General features: G+C 48.1%; 13 protein-coding genes and 4 pseudogenes. 6 read left to right on the plus strand and 11 right to left on the minus strand.

The window, feature by feature from the left end; all coding sequences use genetic code 11:
* A pseudogene (locus tag ACFW2W_RS11125) lies at positions 1 to 157 on the plus strand (IS1 family transposase); the annotation flags it as partial.
* Between the two features lie 59 nt (positions 158 to 216).
* On the opposite strand, the gene ACFW2W_RS11130 reads toward ACFW2W_RS11125, so the two are convergent.
* The 8 genes from ACFW2W_RS11130 to ACFW2W_RS11165 all read right to left on the minus strand — a co-directional run bounded on the left by ACFW2W_RS11130 (position 217) and on the right by ACFW2W_RS11165 (position 7,584).
* Positions 217 to 633, minus strand: coding sequence for a hypothetical protein (locus ACFW2W_RS11130; RefSeq protein ID WP_378177448.1), 417 nt, complete (start codon positions 631 to 633; stop codon positions 217 to 219).
* A 123-nt stretch (positions 634 to 756) separates the two neighbouring features.
* Positions 757 to 1,734: a protein translocase subunit SecF gene (gene secF, locus ACFW2W_RS11135; protein WP_378177412.1), complete on the minus strand. Its 978-nt coding sequence runs from the start codon at positions 1,732 to 1,734 to the stop codon at positions 757 to 759.
* Positions 1,731 to 3,149 (minus strand): protein translocase subunit SecD, encoded by a 1,419-nt coding sequence (gene secD / locus ACFW2W_RS11140; RefSeq protein WP_378177415.1) that lies wholly within the window; start codon positions 3,147 to 3,149, stop codon positions 1,731 to 1,733. Before secD ends, secF begins: the two co-directional genes overlap by 4 nt.
* A gap of 139 nt (positions 3,150 to 3,288) precedes the next feature.
* Positions 3,289 to 4,272: an alpha-ketoacid dehydrogenase subunit beta gene (locus tag ACFW2W_RS11145; RefSeq protein ID WP_378177418.1), complete on the minus strand. Its 984-nt coding sequence runs from the start codon at positions 4,270 to 4,272 to the stop codon at positions 3,289 to 3,291.
* Positions 4,273 to 4,749: 477 nt separating this feature from the next.
* Complete coding sequence (locus ACFW2W_RS11150; RefSeq protein ID WP_378177421.1) at positions 4,750 to 5,094, minus strand: DUF4870 domain-containing protein; 345 nt, start codon at positions 5,092 to 5,094, stop codon at positions 4,750 to 4,752.
* A gap of 136 nt (positions 5,095 to 5,230) precedes the next feature.
* Positions 5,231 to 6,253, minus strand: a complete 1,023-nt coding sequence (locus ACFW2W_RS11155; protein WP_378177424.1) for a sensor histidine kinase — start codon at positions 6,251 to 6,253, stop codon at positions 5,231 to 5,233.
* A 40-nt stretch (positions 6,254 to 6,293) separates the two neighbouring features.
* Positions 6,294 to 7,412: a PAS domain-containing protein gene (locus ACFW2W_RS11160; protein WP_378177427.1), complete on the minus strand. Its 1,119-nt coding sequence runs from the start codon at positions 7,410 to 7,412 to the stop codon at positions 6,294 to 6,296.
* A 28-nt stretch (positions 7,413 to 7,440) separates the two neighbouring features.
* Positions 7,441 to 7,584 (minus strand): hypothetical protein, encoded by a 144-nt coding sequence (locus ACFW2W_RS11165; RefSeq protein WP_378177430.1) that lies wholly within the window; start codon positions 7,582 to 7,584, stop codon positions 7,441 to 7,443.
* 561 nt (positions 7,585 to 8,145) lie between these two features.
* On the opposite strand from ACFW2W_RS11165, the gene prfC reads away from it, so the two are divergent.
* The 4 genes from prfC (at position 8,146) to gatB (ending at position 15,518) form a co-directional block, all read left to right on the plus strand.
* Positions 8,146 to 9,795, plus strand: coding sequence for a peptide chain release factor 3 (gene prfC / locus ACFW2W_RS11170; protein WP_378177433.1), 1,650 nt, complete (start codon positions 8,146 to 8,148; stop codon positions 9,793 to 9,795).
* A gap of 202 nt (positions 9,796 to 9,997) precedes the next feature.
* Positions 9,998 to 12,610, plus strand: a complete 2,613-nt coding sequence (locus tag ACFW2W_RS11175) for a M48 family metalloprotease (protein WP_378177436.1) — start codon at positions 9,998 to 10,000, stop codon at positions 12,608 to 12,610.
* A 939-nt stretch (positions 12,611 to 13,549) separates the two neighbouring features.
* Positions 13,550 to 13,960, plus strand: coding sequence for a hypothetical protein (locus ACFW2W_RS11180; RefSeq protein WP_378177439.1), 411 nt, complete (start codon positions 13,550 to 13,552; stop codon positions 13,958 to 13,960).
* A 73-nt stretch (positions 13,961 to 14,033) separates the two neighbouring features.
* On the plus strand, positions 14,034 to 15,518 hold the full coding sequence (gatB, locus tag ACFW2W_RS11185; protein ID WP_378177442.1) for an Asp-tRNA(Asn)/Glu-tRNA(Gln) amidotransferase subunit GatB: 1,485 nt from the start codon (positions 14,034 to 14,036) through the stop codon (positions 15,516 to 15,518).
* Here the strand turns inward: gatB and ACFW2W_RS11190 are convergent, their stop codons facing one another.
* Together ACFW2W_RS11190 and ACFW2W_RS11195 are read right to left on the minus strand one after the other, a co-directional pair.
* Positions 15,519 to 15,680 carry a hypothetical protein gene (locus ACFW2W_RS11190; RefSeq protein ID WP_378177445.1) on the minus strand — a complete coding sequence of 54 codons (162 nt, stop codon included), beginning with the start codon at positions 15,678 to 15,680 and terminating at the stop codon, positions 15,519 to 15,521. It lies immediately after the preceding gene.
* A gap of 379 nt (positions 15,681 to 16,059) precedes the next feature.
* Positions 16,060 to 16,486: pseudogene (locus ACFW2W_RS11195) on the minus strand (transposase); the annotation flags it as partial.
* Positions 16,487 to 16,551: 65 nt separating this feature from the next.
* Here ACFW2W_RS11195 and ACFW2W_RS11200 point away from each other — a divergent pair.
* A pseudogene (locus ACFW2W_RS11200) lies at positions 16,552 to 17,616 on the plus strand (IS630 family transposase).
* Between the two features lie 7 nt (positions 17,617 to 17,623).
* Here ACFW2W_RS11200 and ACFW2W_RS11205 read toward each other — a convergent pair.
* Positions 17,624 to 18,326, minus strand: a pseudogene (locus ACFW2W_RS11205) (IS5/IS1182 family transposase); the annotation flags it as partial.

Below are 18,326 nucleotides of genomic sequence, written 5' to 3' on the forward strand. Positions count from 1 at the left end.
AAAAACTCTTTGTTATTCTAAGTCTGAACAAATGCTACGACATTCAATTCGATTACTAATTCATTATCTCAGATTTGGAGATGTTCCAATTCCCTATCAAAATCAAAGAAATCATTTTCGGCTCCCCGATCGCATTCTCGCTCGCATCATACCCTAATTCAGCAACGCCTTTTATTGTTTCTTTGTCAATGTATAAGCCCCAAAATTGAACAATTTTTAATTGACTTGACAAACCCACTTCCAAAGTGGGTGACTTTGCCCTTGCTGGCGAATCCGATATACCTGTTGCTCCAAGCGATGTTGTTCTCGACTGGGTATTCCTAGTAGAATATTGCGACTTTGCCAAACCAATACAGAAGCCGTCATGCCGATGCAAAAAGCAAGTCCCAGTGCTGGCAGTGGATTGTAATAAAGACCGTATCGCACTGCCGCCCAGGTAAAGTATTCCCGCAACAGAGAAATTGGGTAGCGCAAGCCCCAGAGGCTCAAGGGGCCAATAGTAATCCAAAGCAACCAGGCGACCAACCACCTGCCGCAGACAGTCAGCCGGTGTAACCTTTGCACTTGCTGTTGGAAGCTGGGGTCATTGGCAGGGGTGAGGGGGTATGCGTGTTGAGGTTCAGAGGGGCACAGGGGTAGAGGAGAAGTTGAATCTAGGGTTACCTGTACTTCCCCGTCCGGCTCCTCTGCTCCTTTGCTCCCTTGCTCCCATCGATCGTCTCTTGGCTGATTCATTGCAAGATTGCCTCATGCCCTTCAGATTTCATCAGAAGCTTTGGGTTCCGTTGCTGCAATGGCGATCGCTTGACCCGTCCGTTCTCTCCACCAAGCTAAAAGGGTACTCGCAATGAAGATACTGGAATAAGCACCGGCGGCAAACCCCACAATCAGAGCTAAAGCAAAGTTTTTCAGAGTTTCCCCACCAAAGAAAAAGATGGAAAACAAAGTCAGCAACACTGTAAATGTGGTGTTGATAGATCGGGTGAGGGTTTGATTAACCGCGTCCTCGACGATCTGGTTGATATGCTCCCCTGGATTCAGTTTAAGGACTTCCCGAACCCGGTCGTAGATCACCACAGTATCGTTGACCGAGAAACCGATGATAGTCAAGATAGCGACCACAAATAAGCTATCGACTTCAGTACCCAGCACCAAGCTCAAGATGGCGAAAAACCCTAGGGTGATCAAAACATCATGGAACAAGGCAACAAAGGCGAAGAAGGAGTAGTCGAACTGGAAGCGGAAGGTCAGGTAAACAAAAATACCAGCGAAGGAGAGCAAGATAGCCAATAGACCAGAGGCAAACAACTGGCGTCCGAGGGTAGGACCAACCGTGTCTATCTGAGTTTTTTCGGGATCGAAGGGTCTGAGTTGGTTTAAGGCATTTTGCAGCTTGGTGCGCTCTTCGACATCCAACGCTTTGGTGCGAATGGACAAACCCGGCTGAGTTGCCGAGAGAGCGTTCTTGGTTAACGCTTGGATGCTACTGTCACCCAAACCCTGAGCGGCGATCGCTTCCCGAACCGCCGAGATGTCGATGGGTTTATCGCAGTTGTTTGGTTTAGAACAGTCGAGTTCAAACTGCAACCGCGTACCGCCGACAAAATCCAGACTGGGACGTAACGGCGCACCAATCTGCGTCCAGTTGATTGCCATTGCAATCAGTCCACTAAGGATCAGGATGGCAGAAATTGTCCACCAGAGCGATCGCCGTTTGATTAGATTTAGTTTCATGACCCTACCCCAGGCTCAGACTTCCTTGACGCTGGCAAATTTGGACAAAACCATTGTGGCTTGCGTAATTCTGGAAAGCTGATGGCTGTCATGAGCAGGGTGCGACTACAGGTAATCGCTGTAAACATACTCACTAAGACTCCGATTGCTAGCGTCAGGGCAAACCCCTTTACCAAACCCGAACCCAGCCAAAACATAAACCCACAAGCAATCAACGTCGTTACGTTACCGTCCAAAATGCTGGAAAACGCCCGATAAAAACCAGATTCTACCGAGCGATATAAACTCTTCCCGGCTCTTAATTCTTCCCGCGTCCGCTCAAAAATCAGTACATTGGCATCTACCGCCATCCCGATACTGAGAATAAAACCAGCAATACCAGGGAGAGTCAAGGTAACGCCTAGTAAAACAAAGGCAGATAATGACAATAGCGAATAAATGACTAGGGCAATCCCAGCAATTGCGCCCGGTAAGCGGTAATAGACGCCGATGAAAAGTAATACCAAAATCAGACCCCCGATAGAGGCGTAGATACTGCTTTGGATACTATCTCGACCCAGAGTCGCTCCCACAGTACGGTTTTCGATGATTTCCACCGGGTAGGGTAGGGCACCGCCCCGCAGCTGGACGACCAGCTCGTTGGCTTCTTCTAAGCTAAAGTTGCCTGTAATCTCGGCACCTCCGCCGCTGATGCCTTCTTGGGCATACTTCACTTCAACGGTAGCGGCGCTGAGCAGTTCTTCATCTAAGAAGATCCCCAAGGTGCGTCCTGTCCCGGCGATATTTTTGGTTAACTGGGCAAAGCGTTCGCCTCCCACAGCATCAAAGGAAATGTTGACGCTCCAGTTGTCGCTCGTCTGAAAAGGTCGGGCGATCGCTCCCGTCAGGTTTTTGCCCGTGAGTGGGGGTAGGGTGCGCTCAAACAAAGCTGCGATCGCTTGGTTACTCCGCTGGAGAGCTTGCTGATTTTTAGCGATCGCGGCTTCATCTTTCGTCTTTCTCAACTCATCCTGCTTCCCTTTTAATTCCCGTCGCAGCTGTTGTTCAATTTGCAACTGGGTTTCCGAACCCGGCTTTTGTTCGCGGAAATCCAATTGAGCGGTGCCACCCAGCACCCGTTCCGCTTGTTCTGGGTCGCTCACCCCCGGTAGCTGCACCAAAATCTGGTCTTGTCCGACCGTTTGCACGATTGCTTCAGACACCCCAAGACCGTTAATCCGGTTTTCTACTACCTTCTGAACTGCTTCTAAATCTTCTCGCGTGATTTCTTTGCCTTCAGTGGGTTTCACCTGAAGCGTCAGTTGCGATCCCCCTTGAAGGTCTAATCCCAGCCGAATTGGAATCCTGGCAAGCACGGTGACAGAAGCAATCACCAGAACCAGAATTAAGGCTAATAAAGAACGCTGTCTCTGCATACCACGACCCGCAAGAAACAAATGCTATGATAAACCCTTTTGGGCAGGTCGATCCGGATTGATTTTCAGCGGGCATTAGTCCCACGTCATTCGTCATTGGTAATTGACAAGAGACTAGGGACTAAGGACTAATGGCTGATTACACTTGGAGTGCCATCATCTTTTGTACGGCTTCCACAATTTGCTCTGGTTGTACAATCGTCAACCGCTCCAGATTTCCGTTATAAGGTGTGGGGATATCTTGGGAAGATAGCCGCAGGACTGGCGCATCTAGCTCATCAAATAGCCGATCGTTAATTGAGGCTGTCAATTCTGCCCCAATCCCGCCGGTTTTCATGCATTCCTCTACAATAATCACTCGGTGGGTTTTCCGCATAGAAGCACCGATGGTATCGAAATCTAGCGGCTTGAGGGAAATCAGGTCAATCACTTCCGGATCGAAACCTTCCTTTTCCATCTGTTTTACCGCTTGCATGACATGGTGACGCATCCGCGAATATGTGAGGATCGTGACATCCTTGCCTTGCCGCACGACTTCTGCCTTATCTAAGGGCAGCAGATATTCTTCCTCTGGTAAATCTTCTTTCAAGTTGTAGAGGAGAACGTGTTCAAAGAATAAAACCGGATTATCGTCGCGGATGGCAGCCTTTAACAATCCTTTGGCGTTGTAAGGTGTGGAGCAGGCGACAATTTTTAAACCCGGCACTGCTTGGAAATAAGCTTCTAGTCGCTGAGAGTGTTCGGCACCCAATTGACGACCGACGCCACCTGGTCCCCGAATCACCATCGGGATTTTGAAGTTGCCGCCGGAGGTATAGCGCAGCATCCCAGCGTTGTTAGAGATTTGGTTGAAGGCAAGGAGCAAAAAGCCCATGTTCATGCCTTCGATAATCGGTCTTAGACCTGTCATTGCCGCACCTACTGCCATGCCAGTGAAGCTGTTTTCGGCAATGGGGGTGTCGAGTACGCGCAGTTCACCATATTTTTTGTACAAGTCTCTGGTGACTTTGTACGAGCCGCCGTAGTGACCGACATCTTCACCGAGAATGAATACATCTGAGTCGCGTGCCATTTCTTCGTCTATGGCGGCGCGGAGGGCGTTGAAGAATAAAGTTTCTGCCATCGGTAGAGTAGAGAGGAGTTTGATCGGGTCAGATTAGGATTTTAACCTCTTGGCGCTCTAGAATTTTGCTCTTCGATCCGACAGGTCGGCGCAACGCGCGAACTGACTTGTCAGCGCTTCGAAGGATCGCACATCGCTCTCTTATTGGGGAACCGTCGATCGAACCGACAGGTCGGCGCAACGCGCGAACTGACTTGTCAGCGCTTCGAAGGATCGCACTTGGTTCATCGTCAAATCAATCGCAATCTTGACAAATATTTAAAAATATGAATCAACCCGTCTTCGAGAGAGAAAACGGGTTTTTATTGGGGAATTATGATTAATCAACTTACAGCCATACATCTGTAGGGCAAGGCGCATTGCTCCTACCAAACGTTAAAACCGTAATCTTATTCCACCCAGAACAGAACCGCGAATCGTGCAAGTAAAAAGTAGTGAGAGCTACAAACAATTTTTACTTTTTACTTTTGCCTTTTTTTAAAGCAGGCGGAAAATGAAGGGATAACGGTAGGGTTGATCGGGATTACCCAAACAGTGAATAATTGCCAGAATGGTAAGTGCCCAATGAACGGCAAACCCGATAGGCACGAGGATAAAGCCCAACAAACCAAGGGTGATAAAAACTAACAAGCCAATAATCGCTCCATAGAACCAAACATTCAAGTGAAAGTTGATTGCTTCTTTGGCATTGTCTTTCACAACTGGGTCATCGGATACAAATAACATCGCAATGGGTATCCCGATAGACACCAATGTCGTGCTAAAAAAGATCGAGCCATGAGACAGTATCGACAACAACTTCCGCTTGTCCATGTCGTACATCTAAACCCCCTAATGCTTCTGTTGCGTTGCCTTTAGTCAAGACTGTAACACGCGATCGCTCTTGGTGAGCCGCACGCTAGCGAACGGCTTTCCGTACCCGAAAAGTAGAAAATGGTACGATGCTGGGGCGAAGCGATTACGAAATAGAGGCAGACTTTTCCTTACTGACCAAAGCAGTTTGCTGATGTGGCTGCCGAACCGGAATCGCGATCGCCAACTCCGCCCCCTGTCCCGGCACTGAAATACATTGCAAGCTGCCGCCGTGTTTCTCCACCACAATTTGATAACTAATGGACAACCCCAAGCCCGTGCCGCTGCCAACGGGTTTCGTGGTAAAAAAGGGATCAAATAACTTCTGACGTACCTCCTCGGTCATCCCAGAGCCATTATCAGCAATCCGGATGACTATGCGATCGCAGTCTTTGACCTCGGTGCAAATCCGAATCGTAGGGAATGGTTCATTGCCATGAACCATGAACCACGAACCATGAACCTCTTCTAGGGCATCAATTGCATTACTGAGGATATTCATAAATACTTGATTGAGTTGCCCCGCATAACACTCAATTGGGGGCAGATTGCCATACTCTTTAATCACTTCAATCGCTGGGCGTCCCAGTTTCTCTTTCAGCCGGTTTTGCAGAATCAGCAGCGTACTGTCAATGCCTTCGTGGATATTAACAGCCTTCACCTCCGCCTCATCCAAGCGCGAGAAGTTTTGCAACGATAAGACAATTTTGCGGATGCGGTTCGTCCCCACCTTCATTGAGGACAGCATTTTGGGTAAGTCTTCTTGGAGAAAATCCAAGTCAAGGTTCTCCACGACTGCTGCAATTTCGGGAACTGGTTGGGGATAGTATTGCTGATAGAGGTGTACCAGGTGCAGTAGTTCTTCGGTGTATTTGCTGGAGTAAACGAGATTGCCGTAGATAAAGTTGATCGGGTTGTTAATTTCGTGAGCAACACCAGCAACCAACTGACCTAAACTGGACATTTTTTCGCTTTGAATCAATTGAGATTGGGTTTGTTGCAATTCGCGCAGAGTTTTTTCTAGATGAAGTGTCTGTTCTCTCAATTGCGCTTCCGATTTTTGTAAAGCGATTTCTGCCTGCTTGCGTAGCGTAGCGTGCCGCAGGCTTTCGCTAATATCGCGTACCATTACCAAAGCTTCTGATTCTAAGCTACGTGCATATCGAGCCTCATAACCTGTGCAGGTTGCCGTCTAGAGAACTCATTTGATACTCGTAGACTTGAGTTTCACCCGTAGCGATCGCTTTGGATACATTGTACATAGTAGCTTCAGCCAACTCGGTAGGTAACACCTCCCACACGCTTTTCCCCAAAAAGTGACTGGGAGGCATCGCCAGAGCATCTTCTCTAGGCGCTTGGAAGTCCATAAACATCCCATCACCGCCAATCTGAAACAACATATCCGGCAGCGCTTGGATGAAGGCGCGATTTCTCGCAACGCTATCCCGCAATGCCGCTTCTACTTGCTTGCGTTCAGTGATGTCGCTTGCCACGATTACGATCCCTTTACGGCTGCCATCTGGGTTAAACAGGGGCACCTTGGTGACATCAAACTTCTTAGTCGAACCATCAGATAATGGAATCTCTTCTTCGTGATGGCTGATGGTTTCTCCACGCCACGTTCTTTCATCGGATTCTTGACAACCAAAAAGAGCTTCCTGATAAAATTCTGTGTATGCTTCTAGTTCTGCGTCTGTCTTACCCTGATAATCGACGCCTTCGAGCTGAAAAAGCTTTAGTCCTTCTTGATTCGAGATCAGCCAGCGTCCTTCACCATCTTTCATATTCACCACGTCCGGAACCGCATCAATCAGGGTATTCAGCCAGTATTCTTGACTTCGCAGCTGTGCCTCTATCTGCTGACGTTCCTTAATTTCTGATTTCAGTCGGCTGTTGGCTTGCTCTAGCTGGGCGGGACTGGGCAGCGCCAGGATGTTAGGAATCAATGACACCAGTACGATCCCTGTCGCCACAGAAACCGCAGATGTAACTGCTTTCACCAAACCCGACAGCCAATACATCGGGTGCCACAGCGTCCAGATTTCCAACAGATGACCCGTGCCACAGGCGATGATGAAGCTGCCAAACAACAGGAATATCCAATCAAAGGGCAAATCGCCTCGCTTGCGGACAATGTAAACCAACAGCAGCGGAATTGAATAATAAGCCAGTGCAATTAAACCATCTGACAGAATATGCAGCCAAACTAGCCCTGGTTTCCACAGGTAGCAGTGTCCGTGCGGGATAAATTGCCCGGAAGTAAAAAGATGGTGCAAGAGTGATGACATATAGTCTCCTTGGTGTGGCTACTTGTAGCTAGATATCGGTCGCTGGCGGAAGTTGGCACTGGTAGGTCTGCACCGGATAAATTGCAGTTTTGCAACGTTGCAAAAAGGTGGTCGGTTTCTTAGCGTAGAACTTCAAAAAATCTGGCGCGTGCTTACCGCTTTGTATTTTCATTCCTCAGAAGTGCGTAATTTTTCATAGGAAACAAGTGCTAAGGTATATATCCGCTTAAACTTAAATAAGTAGATGGGCTATAAATAAACTGCAACATTAACCTAACCTTTCCTACCTTCTGAGTTCCCCCACAAGTCGGGGCAAGAAGGGCGAGAATTTTTATTGCCGGAAGAGGGATTTCTCCTTCCCTTGTAGGAGCGAAAAGTCTAAACCGAGGAAATCTCCGTTAGCGTTAGTTCCTCGCGGGGCGAGACTCAGAGCTTTTCAACAGACACGGCTAAGGAGCAAGTTCCGGTTAATTTGACCTACCTCCTTAGACAAAACTGCTAGCATTACTGCTGGAATGAGTTAATCTAAATTTTTTATGAAGGTGAGAGTTCTTAATCCGGAATGTTACTGAAAGAGGCTAGAGCGCCCCACTCCAATCGAAACCCTGAAACGAATAAAAGTAAAAAGGTCTCCGGTTTGGGTTGAACAGGTCTGTTGTGTACGGATATACCTTATCGTTTCACAATCTAACCTTTTATAATTTTTGTTGAAAGTACCGAACCAGGCATCCGAATGTTTACTGATTTCCAGTCCCCAGAAGCAACCTTTCAATCTGAAGTACAAGCAGCTGTTGAGCGCAGGCGCAACTTTGCGATCATTTCTCACCCCGACGCCGGTAAAACGACGCTGACAGAAAAGCTGTTGCTGTACGGAGGTGCGATTCACGAAGCGGGGGCGGTGAAGGCGCGTCGGGCGCAAAAAAAGGCGACTTCTGACTGGATGGAGATGGAGCAACAGCGGGGAATTTCGATTACCTCGACGGTGTTGCAGTTTGAATATCACAACTGTCAGATTAATTTGCTGGATACGCCGGGACACCAAGATTTCAGTGAAGATACGTATCGGACGCTGGCGGCGGCAGATAATGCGGTGATGCTGATTGACGCGGCGAAGGGTTTGGAACCGCAGACGCGGAAGCTATTTGAAGTGTGTCGGATGCGAAAAATCCCCATCTTCACTTTTGTGAATAAACTCGATCGCCCCGGACGGGAACCGTTGGAACTGCTGGATGAAATTGAGCAGGAATTGGGATTGCAAACCTATGCGGTAAACTGGCCGATTGGGATGGGCGATCGCTTCAAGGGCGTCTACGACCGACGGCAGCAGCAAATTCACCTATTCGAGCGCAGCGCACACGGCAAGCGTGAAGCCCTAGATACCGTTGTAGACGTGGGAGATCCCCGAATTGAACAACTTCTGGAGCAAGAACTTTACTATCAGCTCAAAGAAGATTTAGAACTCCTCGAAGGCGTTGGCTCAGAACTGGATCTAGACCTAGTTCACCAAGGCACAATGACACCCGTGTTCTTTGGTAGCGCCATGACCAACTTTGGGGTGGAGTTATTTTTGGATGCTTTTCTGGACTACGCCCTCAAACCTGGTGCAAGGCAAAGCAGCAATGGTGCAATTCCACCGACTTACCCAGAATTCACTGGTTTTGTCTTCAAGCTGCAAGCCAATATGGACCCGAAGCACCGCGATAGGGTAGCATTTGTGCGCGTCTGTACCGGCAAGTTTGAAAAAGACATGACGGTGAATCATGCCCGCACTGGCAAAACAGTTCGTTTGTCTCGTCCTCAGAAACTATTTGCCCAAGATAGAGAATCGATTGAAGAAGCGTATCCCGGCGATGTTATTGGATTGAACAATCCTGGCGTCTTTGCCATTGGCGATACGATTTATACGGGTCAGAAGGTGGAGTACGAAGGCATTCCCTGCTTCTCGCCGGAATTGTTTGCTTATCTGAAAAACCCCAACCCTTCTAAGTTCAAACAATTCCACAAGGGCGTCTCGGAATTGCGGGAAGAAGGTGCAGTGCAAATCATGTACTCAGCGGATGAAGGCAAACGCGACCCAATTCTGGCAGCGGTGGGACAATTGCAATTTGAGGTGGTGCAATTTCGCTTGCAGAATGAGTACGGCGTTGAAACTCACATAGAATTGTTGCCTTATAGTGTGGCTCGTTGGGTAGCGGGTGGCTGGGAGGCGTTGCAAAAAGTGGGGCGTCTTTTCAATACGGTGACGGTGAAGGATAGCTGGGGGCGTCCGGTGCTGTTGTTCCGAAATGAGTGGAATTGTCAGCAGGTGCAAGCGGATCATCCAGAGTTGAAGTTAAATTCCGTAGCACCCGTAGCGGCGGGGCAACAACCAGTAGATTTTTAAGAGTCATTCGTCACTTGTTTCCTGACGAATGATGGATGCTCCCCACCCCATTTCAGGCTGAGTTCCACTGTCCTGAAACGGGTAGCCATCTGCAGAAAGAAAATCAAAAATTGACTGAATGATAGGCGATAGCGAAGCGCCGACCTGTCGGTTCGCTGAAGTGGGGGTATCTTGGAAGGAAGCCGAGTGCTGTTGAATTTTTATGGCTTGTGTTCCCAATCCCTCTCTGGAGGCTGGTCTAGCAGCCCTGAAACAGGGAAATTATCCAGATGCGATCGCTCACCTAGAAGGCGTTTGCGAGTTTGAGTTGAGTCAAAAGACAGTCCTACGCGCTCAGATGGGGCTGGTGGTTGCCTATGAACGCACTGGCGAAATCGAGAAAGCGCGATCGCTTTGTCAAACCCTCACTCAAAGCAAATATCCCAAGGTGAAGGACTGGGGAGAGCGGAATTTGGCTAATTTGGTCAACCGTTATCCTCAACTTCAAAAAAAGCCGTTACCCTCACCAACGTCAGATGTAACCGGATTTATTCCCTTAGACCAAACGCCTGCCACTCCACCAGCACAGGGCGCTGCGCCTGCGTCAGATGTAACCGGATTTATTCCCTTAGACCAAACGCCTGCCACTCCACCAGCACAGAGGCTTTCATCAGCTCAACCTGCCTCCGAAAGAGCCAGGGCGAACAGCAGTAAGCCGGTACAAAAAGCAACACCCTCCAGCTCACCTTTAGTACAGGGCGCATTTGTACAGGGCAAAGGGAAAATTGAAGCGGAAAACAACCTAGAGGCAGCCGTCCCTACAGAAGCAGCGATGGCGTCAGATACAGCAGCAGACACAGGGGTCATGTCTGAGACACCATCTGAGACGCCATCTGAGATGCCAATAGATGAGAAAATTCTAGAATCGAAACCCAGTAGTATTGGCTGGCGTCAAGCAGGACGCGCCAAAGGATGGCGAGCAATGCCAGCAGTGAAACCAGAACGTCTGTGGTTGCTTGACTGCGGGACTGCGATCGCGCTTTCTTTAGTAATTCGCGTTTTAGTGCAGTTCGTGATGACGACGACGAACAACTTCCTCGTCAACCTGCCGTTTTTGCAGCCCATCTCAGCTTTTTACGAAGACCCAACTTGGCCTATCGTGACCGTGTTGGTGCTGCTAGCGTGTCTGTCTCCCTGGATACTGGACTTCCTCCTCAAGCAATTTGAGGGAATGCAACCGCTGTCGCTGTCAGCGCTGTCTAAATCCAGCCCAGAAGCAGCCAAGATGCTACCCCGCTATTGCGGACAGCGCCGTTTGCCCGTGCCGACTTTGCGGATCTTACCCATCAGCGCCCCAGTCGCACTTACTTATGGAAATCTGCCTCGCACTGCCCGAATTGTGGTCAGTCAAGGACTATTAGATCAACTGGCAGAGGATGAAATTGCCACAATTTATGCCAGCGAGTTGGGGCACATTGTCCAAAACAAGTTGGTCGGTTTGGTGATGGCAACCGCGATGTTCCTGATTGGAGGCTTTTTCAGCCTGTTGAGGAACTCAGACTGGGCTTGGACTTGCTGGTGGATTGCCCTCGCTTGTTTGCCTTTGGGATTGAATTTGGCAGTGATGTCCCTCGTCATGCTAGTCGCCCAGATTCCTTACATCTTGTACCGGCAAGTAGCGCGGTGGGGAGACCGCTTAGCAAGCCCCCTGCTAAAGGTTCCGGCGGCGGTTGTTTCGGCTTTGAGTTACGGCTTATTTTGGCTGGTTTGCTTTGTGGGTTTGTGGCTGTCGCGGCTGCGAATTATCTACAGCGATCGCATAGCGGCAGACATTACTGGCAACCCAAATGCCTTCACCCGCGCTTTATTGAAAATTACCACTGGCATTGCTGATGTCCAAAAACACCAGTCTACCCGCTGGCTTTTGGAAGGCTTTGAAATGCTTTCGCCAGTGGGATATCGGCAAGCCATCAGCTTAGGTAGCATTCCCTCCCATACGCCTTGGGAATCTGTGTTGCAATGGGACTACCTCAACCCTCATCGCCAGTGGATGGTCATCAACAATAGCCATCCTTTAATGGGCGATCGCCTGTACTTGTTATGCCTCTACGCCCGTCACTGGAAGCTAGAGACAGAACTTGACTTCACTCAAATGTCCGAACTGCGGATTCGAGCATCTTCGCTCAAAACTAAAAAGTCAAAACTTTTGTTACAAGGTGCCCCCTTCTTTGGCATTTTGTTCGGTTTAGCCTTGGGGTGCCTGTTCTGGCTGTTGGGGTGGATTGGCAGTTGGCTGGGAATCCAGCAACTTGCTTGGATACTCGACGATTACTGGACAATTCTCGTCGGTTGCCTGCCGATAGGTTTTAGCATTGGCACCTTTTTGCGAATCAATACTTTCTTTCCAGATATCAAATCTTCCACTCTGCAAACGAACCCCAATCTATCAGATTTATCCACTCGGATCGATGCTTTACCTGTCGATAGTCAGCCGGTGCGTCTGCAAGGAAAACTCTTGGGACGTCAAGGGATTAGCAACTGGCTGGGACAGGATTTAATCCTGCAAACCGACACCGGCTTGGTTAAGTTACATTATTGCTCCCCGCTTGGTTCCATTGGTAATCTCTTGCCCTGGTCAACTCGTCCCTGCGACTTCGTAAATCGGCAAGTCACCGCAACCGGATGGTTTCGTCGAGGCGCGACTCCCTGGATCGACTTAGAAACCCTACGAACCCAAGGCGGCATTACCAGTCTCAGTCGGCACCCTATCTGGTCAACGATTGTTGCCTGTTTAGCTGCGGCTTGGGGAACCTACATTATCTTGTTCGGCATTTAAGGGCAAAAGACCTACCTAAGACAGCGCCTCTTTCGTAGATGCACAAGTTGGCACACGCCAACCGTTTGTAAACAAATGTTGCAGCCTTTGAGAAAAATGTGTTACATTCCTTTACAAGGACGACTAAGTGTATCGAGACGCAGCTTCGCTATCTACGGGATGATTTGTATAGCGTTTCCCGTCTTGGCATCAGGTTTTCCTCCTCCCAACACAGCAAGCTTGACCAGTCGCCGCGAGTGGCTGGTTTTTTTTTAGCATATCAAGAAGCGAAAAGCTGTATGTAAAAAGAGATAAGTTAAGCGATCGCGCTTCTCTAGCCTCAATAGTCAAAATATTTAGTTCCTTTGTAAATATAGCAATCCTATTTAAGTTGTGCGTGAGTATTCGCCTTAGTGTAGAGACGCGATTAATCGCGTCTCTACAGGGAGAGTGCAAATCATTTAGGATTGCTATAGCAATCCTAGTTCATTCGTGAATTCATCTATTTCTCTTCCTTTGTGTTCTCTGTGGTTCCTTGACAGAAGTTCATTATTCTGCCGCCTGCTAAACTTAGGTAAACAGAACACAGGATGCTAATCATAAGGATTTTGGAAAACTACTGATTTTATATTACTAAAAATCTAAGTACTAATAATTAAATAAAGAGTAATTTCACAATTTATAACACTGAATTATTTAGCTTGTATAAACTCATTTTAAGAGGAAAACCAGCTTGTTGACTATCTAACGGAAGCTGAATTCGTAGAGAGCAATACCTATAGTGCCCATTATTCCACTGTTCGCAATTTTTAATCTCTGACCGCGATATTTAAACCGAACTGTAACCGCGCGATCGCTCCTAGTGCATCATCTACTTTATTCAGATTAAAATGAGCTGATAGACATCTTTAATTCTGATGCTAAGATGTTAGACATCACCTAATTTAGGAGAGTTGGTTGATGAAATCCTCAAAAGTTATTATAGGAATTTTATTAAGCCTAACCTTATTAGGAGTCGGGGCGAGAGAGCTAGGACTCCAAAAAATGCCAAGTGATGTCAGTCAAGGTGAGAAGTATAGCGATCGCTATGTTGCCTTTGTGTTTCCGAAGCTAGTTCGGGAAGTTCAAATAAGGCTGAACCTGGTGAAGAATCCAGGGGAAATCAAGCATGATTTAAAAGAATTTGCTCCGAAATATCAAGAACTGATTGCAGCCGCCGGTCGAAAAGCCGACGAAAACCTGGCTAACGCGCCAAGAGACGCAGCCTTTGCCGAGCGATTCTGGGCTGAGAAGAAACGTATTTTAAAAGCAGAGTACGGAATCGATTGGAAATCCCCAGCCGAAATGAATCCAGAAGTCGTTTTTGATTAATCGAGAGCTACGCATGGTAAGACAAAGCTAAAATAGAGCCGAAGTGTTGCAATTATCTGCAATCTGTAAGCTCATGACCACTGCTGCTCCGGTTAAAACTCAGTACGAAGCCATTATCGGTCTGGAAACTCACTGTCAACTCAGTACCGAAACAAAAATTTTCTGTAATTGCTCCACCGAATTTGGTGCGACTCCCAACCAGAATGTCTGTCCAGTGTGTATGGGAATGCCTGGAGTATTGCCGGTGCTGAATCAAAAGGTGCTGGAGTACGCGGTTAAAGCCGGTTTGGCTCTCAACTGCGCGATCGCTCCTGATAGCAAATTTGATCGTAAGCAATATTTTTATCCCGATCTGCCCAAAAATTATCAAATTTCTCAATACGATTTGCCCATTGCCGAACACGGTTCGCTGGAGATTGAGCTAACTGACGCCGATGGCAACCCCATCCGCAAAAAGATTGGCATCACTCGCCTGCACATGGAAGAAGATGCTGGGAAATTGGTTCATGCGGGTAGTGAAAGACTCTCCGGTTCTACCTATTCTTTAGTAGACTACAACCGCACCGGCATTCCCTTGATTGAAATTGTCTCCGAACCTGATATCCGTTCGGGGGTTGAAGCTGCTGAATATGCCCAAGAAGTGCGCCGGATTGTCCGCTATCTGGGCGTCAGTGACGGCAATATGCAAGAAGGTTCGCTGCGCTGCGACGTGAATATCTCCGTGCGTCCGGTTGGTCAGAAGGAGTTTGGCACGAAGGTCGAAATCAAAAATATGAACTCCTTCAACGCCATCCAACGGGCGATTGATTACGAAATCGACCGGCAAATTGAAGCCATTGAATCTGGTGAGCGGATTATTCAAGAAACTAGGCTTTGGGAGGAAGGCAGCCAACGCACAGTTAGTATGCGGACGAAGGAAGGCTCTAGCGATTACCGCTACTTCCCAGAACCCGACCTGACTCCCATGCAAGTTCCCGCCGAGCAATTGTCTAAGTGGAAGTCGGAACTGCCGGAACTGCCAGCGCAGAAACGTCATCGCTACGAAAGCGAATTGGGTTTGTCTGCCTACGATGCTCGCGTGCTAACCGACGATAAATCGGTGTCGGAGTATTTTGAAGCGGCGATCGCTGCCAAGGCGAATCCCAAGCAAGCGGCTAACTGGGTGATGGGTGATATTTCTGCCTATCTCAACACCGCTAAACTGAATATCGCTGAAATTGCCCTCAAACCCCAAATTCTCGCGGAACTCATTTCCTTAATTGAAGATGGCACTATCAGCGGCAAAATCGCTAAGGAGATTCTGCCAGAGTTGCTGTCTAAAGGGGGTTCTGCAAAAGAACTGGTGGAGAGCAAAGGAGTCAAGCAAATCTCCGACAAGGGTGAGCTGGAAAAAATCATCAATGAAGTTCTAGCGGCAAATCCCAAAGAGCTGGAACAGTATCGCAGCGGTAAAACCAAGCTGCTGGGTTTCTTTGTTGGGCAGGTGATGAAGCAAACAGGAGGTCAAGCTGATCCGAAACTCACTAACCAAATGATGGCTCAGAAGTTGAACAGTTAGTTAGACAAGCAAAAACATACAGCCTTGCGGAGTAGTCAAGCGCCGACTCCGCAAGGCTGAAGCCCAGGCAACGGGTGACGGCAGAAAATGTAGCAGATGGGGGGCGATCGCGTAGCAGAAATACGCATCCGCTACATTTGCCTCACAACCCGTTGCCTGCAATATGATTGGGAATTATCTTCGTCTTCACTTCACATAAAACCGAGGAAACTTCACGAAAACAACATGCATCAGGGGTGACACCCCTCATCCCCAAATGATATATTTTGTTTAGTAGATGCACCCTGATGATCGGGAGAGTCGCCCAAGTGGCTCTCCTTTTTTTTATGGATATTCGCTGTCGGTCGGTTGCAGTTGATCGCGGTTTTCGGATTGAATGCACCTTTGAGATGTTCACCCTTCAGATCCCCGACTTCGTCAGGACTCGCCGCACATCACCACATAGTAAGGGCAACCACAGGGGGATTGAACCCGAAAAAACGCTATATGTAGGGCTTGCTGAATAAGTAATGGAAAACCAGGAGAAGGATGGATTAGTTATTCAAGCCCACGAAAGTATAAGTTTCTGTTTTCTCTCATGAGGTGAGCGATAGCTTTTGATAATGAATAAGCCGGAAACAGGTGTTGTTTTCAGAAATCGGCAGAGAAACACATAAAAAACCCGTCTGAGCCAGGTAGAAAGATTGATGACTAAAAAAGTAATAGCAATGGCTGTTTGAGAAGTATGAGAAAGTTTAGCCATGACTCGATTGAGACTAAATCTTCGTTTGGCTTGTCCGAACTTTCCCTCAATAGAATTCCGAATGCTCTCATCTTCTAGAGCCGGCTTCTTTTGTTCTCGACTCTCATGGACTGGAGGTCTTCCTAAGGGCGACCCACTGATTCTAATTCCTCTTTCTTTACACCAAGCTCGGTTCTAAGAGAGTGCGATAAATGCGCTCGACATGAACGGATTCTGGATAATATCCGGTGTAGCTATAAGTAGGTGGGTGGAATTAATTGTAAGATAGAGCGTCAGCGAAATTCGTCAATCATGCCTGCCCCTTTACGCATTTTTTTGACCTCTGAAGAAGACCGTACCTTAACAGAACTGCGACTGGCTCAAAGCCTACCCCAGCGCACCCGTGACCGCGCCCATATGCTGCGTCTGAACGCGCAGGGATGGAACGTACCAGCGATGGCGGAAATGTTCGAGTGCCATCCTCATACGGTCAGAGCGACGCTGCGACGCTGGGAAGAACGAGGCTTAGGCGGACTGTGGGAAGCCCCAGGACGGGGAGCAAAACCAAAGTGGCAAGCCTCAGACTTGGACTATCTGACGGAGTGTTTAGAGCATGAACCCCGAACCTACAACAGTCTGCAATTAGCTAAGAAGCTCAAACAAGAGCGGTTAGTGGATTTGAGTAGTGACCGTCTCCGCCGACTGCTCAAAAAAAACCTACCGCTGGAAACGCACTCGCCATAGCCATCGGCGGAAACAAGACCCGCTGCAAAAAGCACGCAAGCAGGCGGATTTAGACACCTTAGAGCTAGCCGCGCAGGAGGGGCATATTGAACTCAAGTATCTCTTCGGAAGCAGGGTTTTGCCTCTGGAGTCCAGTGAGCTATAGCTATAGTCGAATCGGAGTGCAGAAACGGCTGGAACAAACCCCAAATCGCTATGGCAACCGGACTCTTCATTTTGGGTCTGTGGCAACCGGGAGAACGGTTCGAGTATGCCTTAGCTCAAGGCGGATTCAAGGGCGAGAGCTACATTAAGGTGATGGATTGGATGGCAACCAAAGCCGCACAAACTTTGGCACAAACCGGTCGTCTCACTGTGGTTGTGCAGGATAATGGCTCTCTCCATACCAGCGTGTTGGTGCGTCAACAGTGGTCACGGTGGCAGGAGCAAGGATTATTCATTTTCTTTTTGCCTCCCTATTGTTCGGAAATGAATCCGATTGAATCCCAGTGGCATCAACTCAAAAGTCATGAGATGGCAGGACAGATGTTTGATAATGAGTACGATTTAGCAATTGCTGTCATGGATGGGATGAAAGCTCGTGGCGAAGCAGGCGAATATGCCCTAGAACGTTTTATATTTAATTGCACCTAGCTACTTAATAGGCTTCTATTTGTGCTTTGAAGTCTCCCGATTCGTTAAAGTTATCCCAACTAATCCGGTCTAAAAATACGTATCCATCCCAGCAACTCGCTGATAATTTGGTGCCAAACTCTACGGGAGTTCCCGCTTTACCTCTGACAAGGGGATGGATATGGGGTTGGCTTAAACTGACAATTCGGTATTCAATACTTTGAAAGTTATTGGCTGCTAACCAGAGCTGTTGGCGATAGACTTCGGCGACGACTAGCAACATCTTATATTGCCTTTTACTGAGACTTTCTAGGGAAGCCCCTGACTCGACTAGCTGTTCAATGTGAGACAGGTTTCTTTTGATATACTGGAGTTGTTTTTTAATCGCTTTTCTTTTTTGGCTTCGAGACGGTCGTCTTTGTTTGGCGACTTTTAAGTAGTCTTTTCGAGCCAGGAGGCGATAGGTTCTGGGTTTTTTCGTGACTTTCACTTTCACAGATCCATAGAGGGAATCTATGATTTTTTTTGTGTGTTTTCTGACTTTGTTTAAGAGTTTTAAGTCGGTCGGATAGCTAATATCGGCTGGGGCGCAGGTGGCATCTATTAGGATTAATTTTCCTCGATTTTTCGGCGACTTGATTTCTTATTGTGTCTTTTTTTTTTCTGATTCACCGCTCCCGGTTTCCCGCAGTCTCCTCACCATTACTTGATTAACTTTGTTGACTAGTTCG

The organism is Coleofasciculus sp. H7-2 (assembly GCF_042747725.1).
GTDB lineage: Bacteria > Cyanobacteriota > Cyanobacteriia > Cyanobacteriales > FACHB-T130 > FACHB-T130.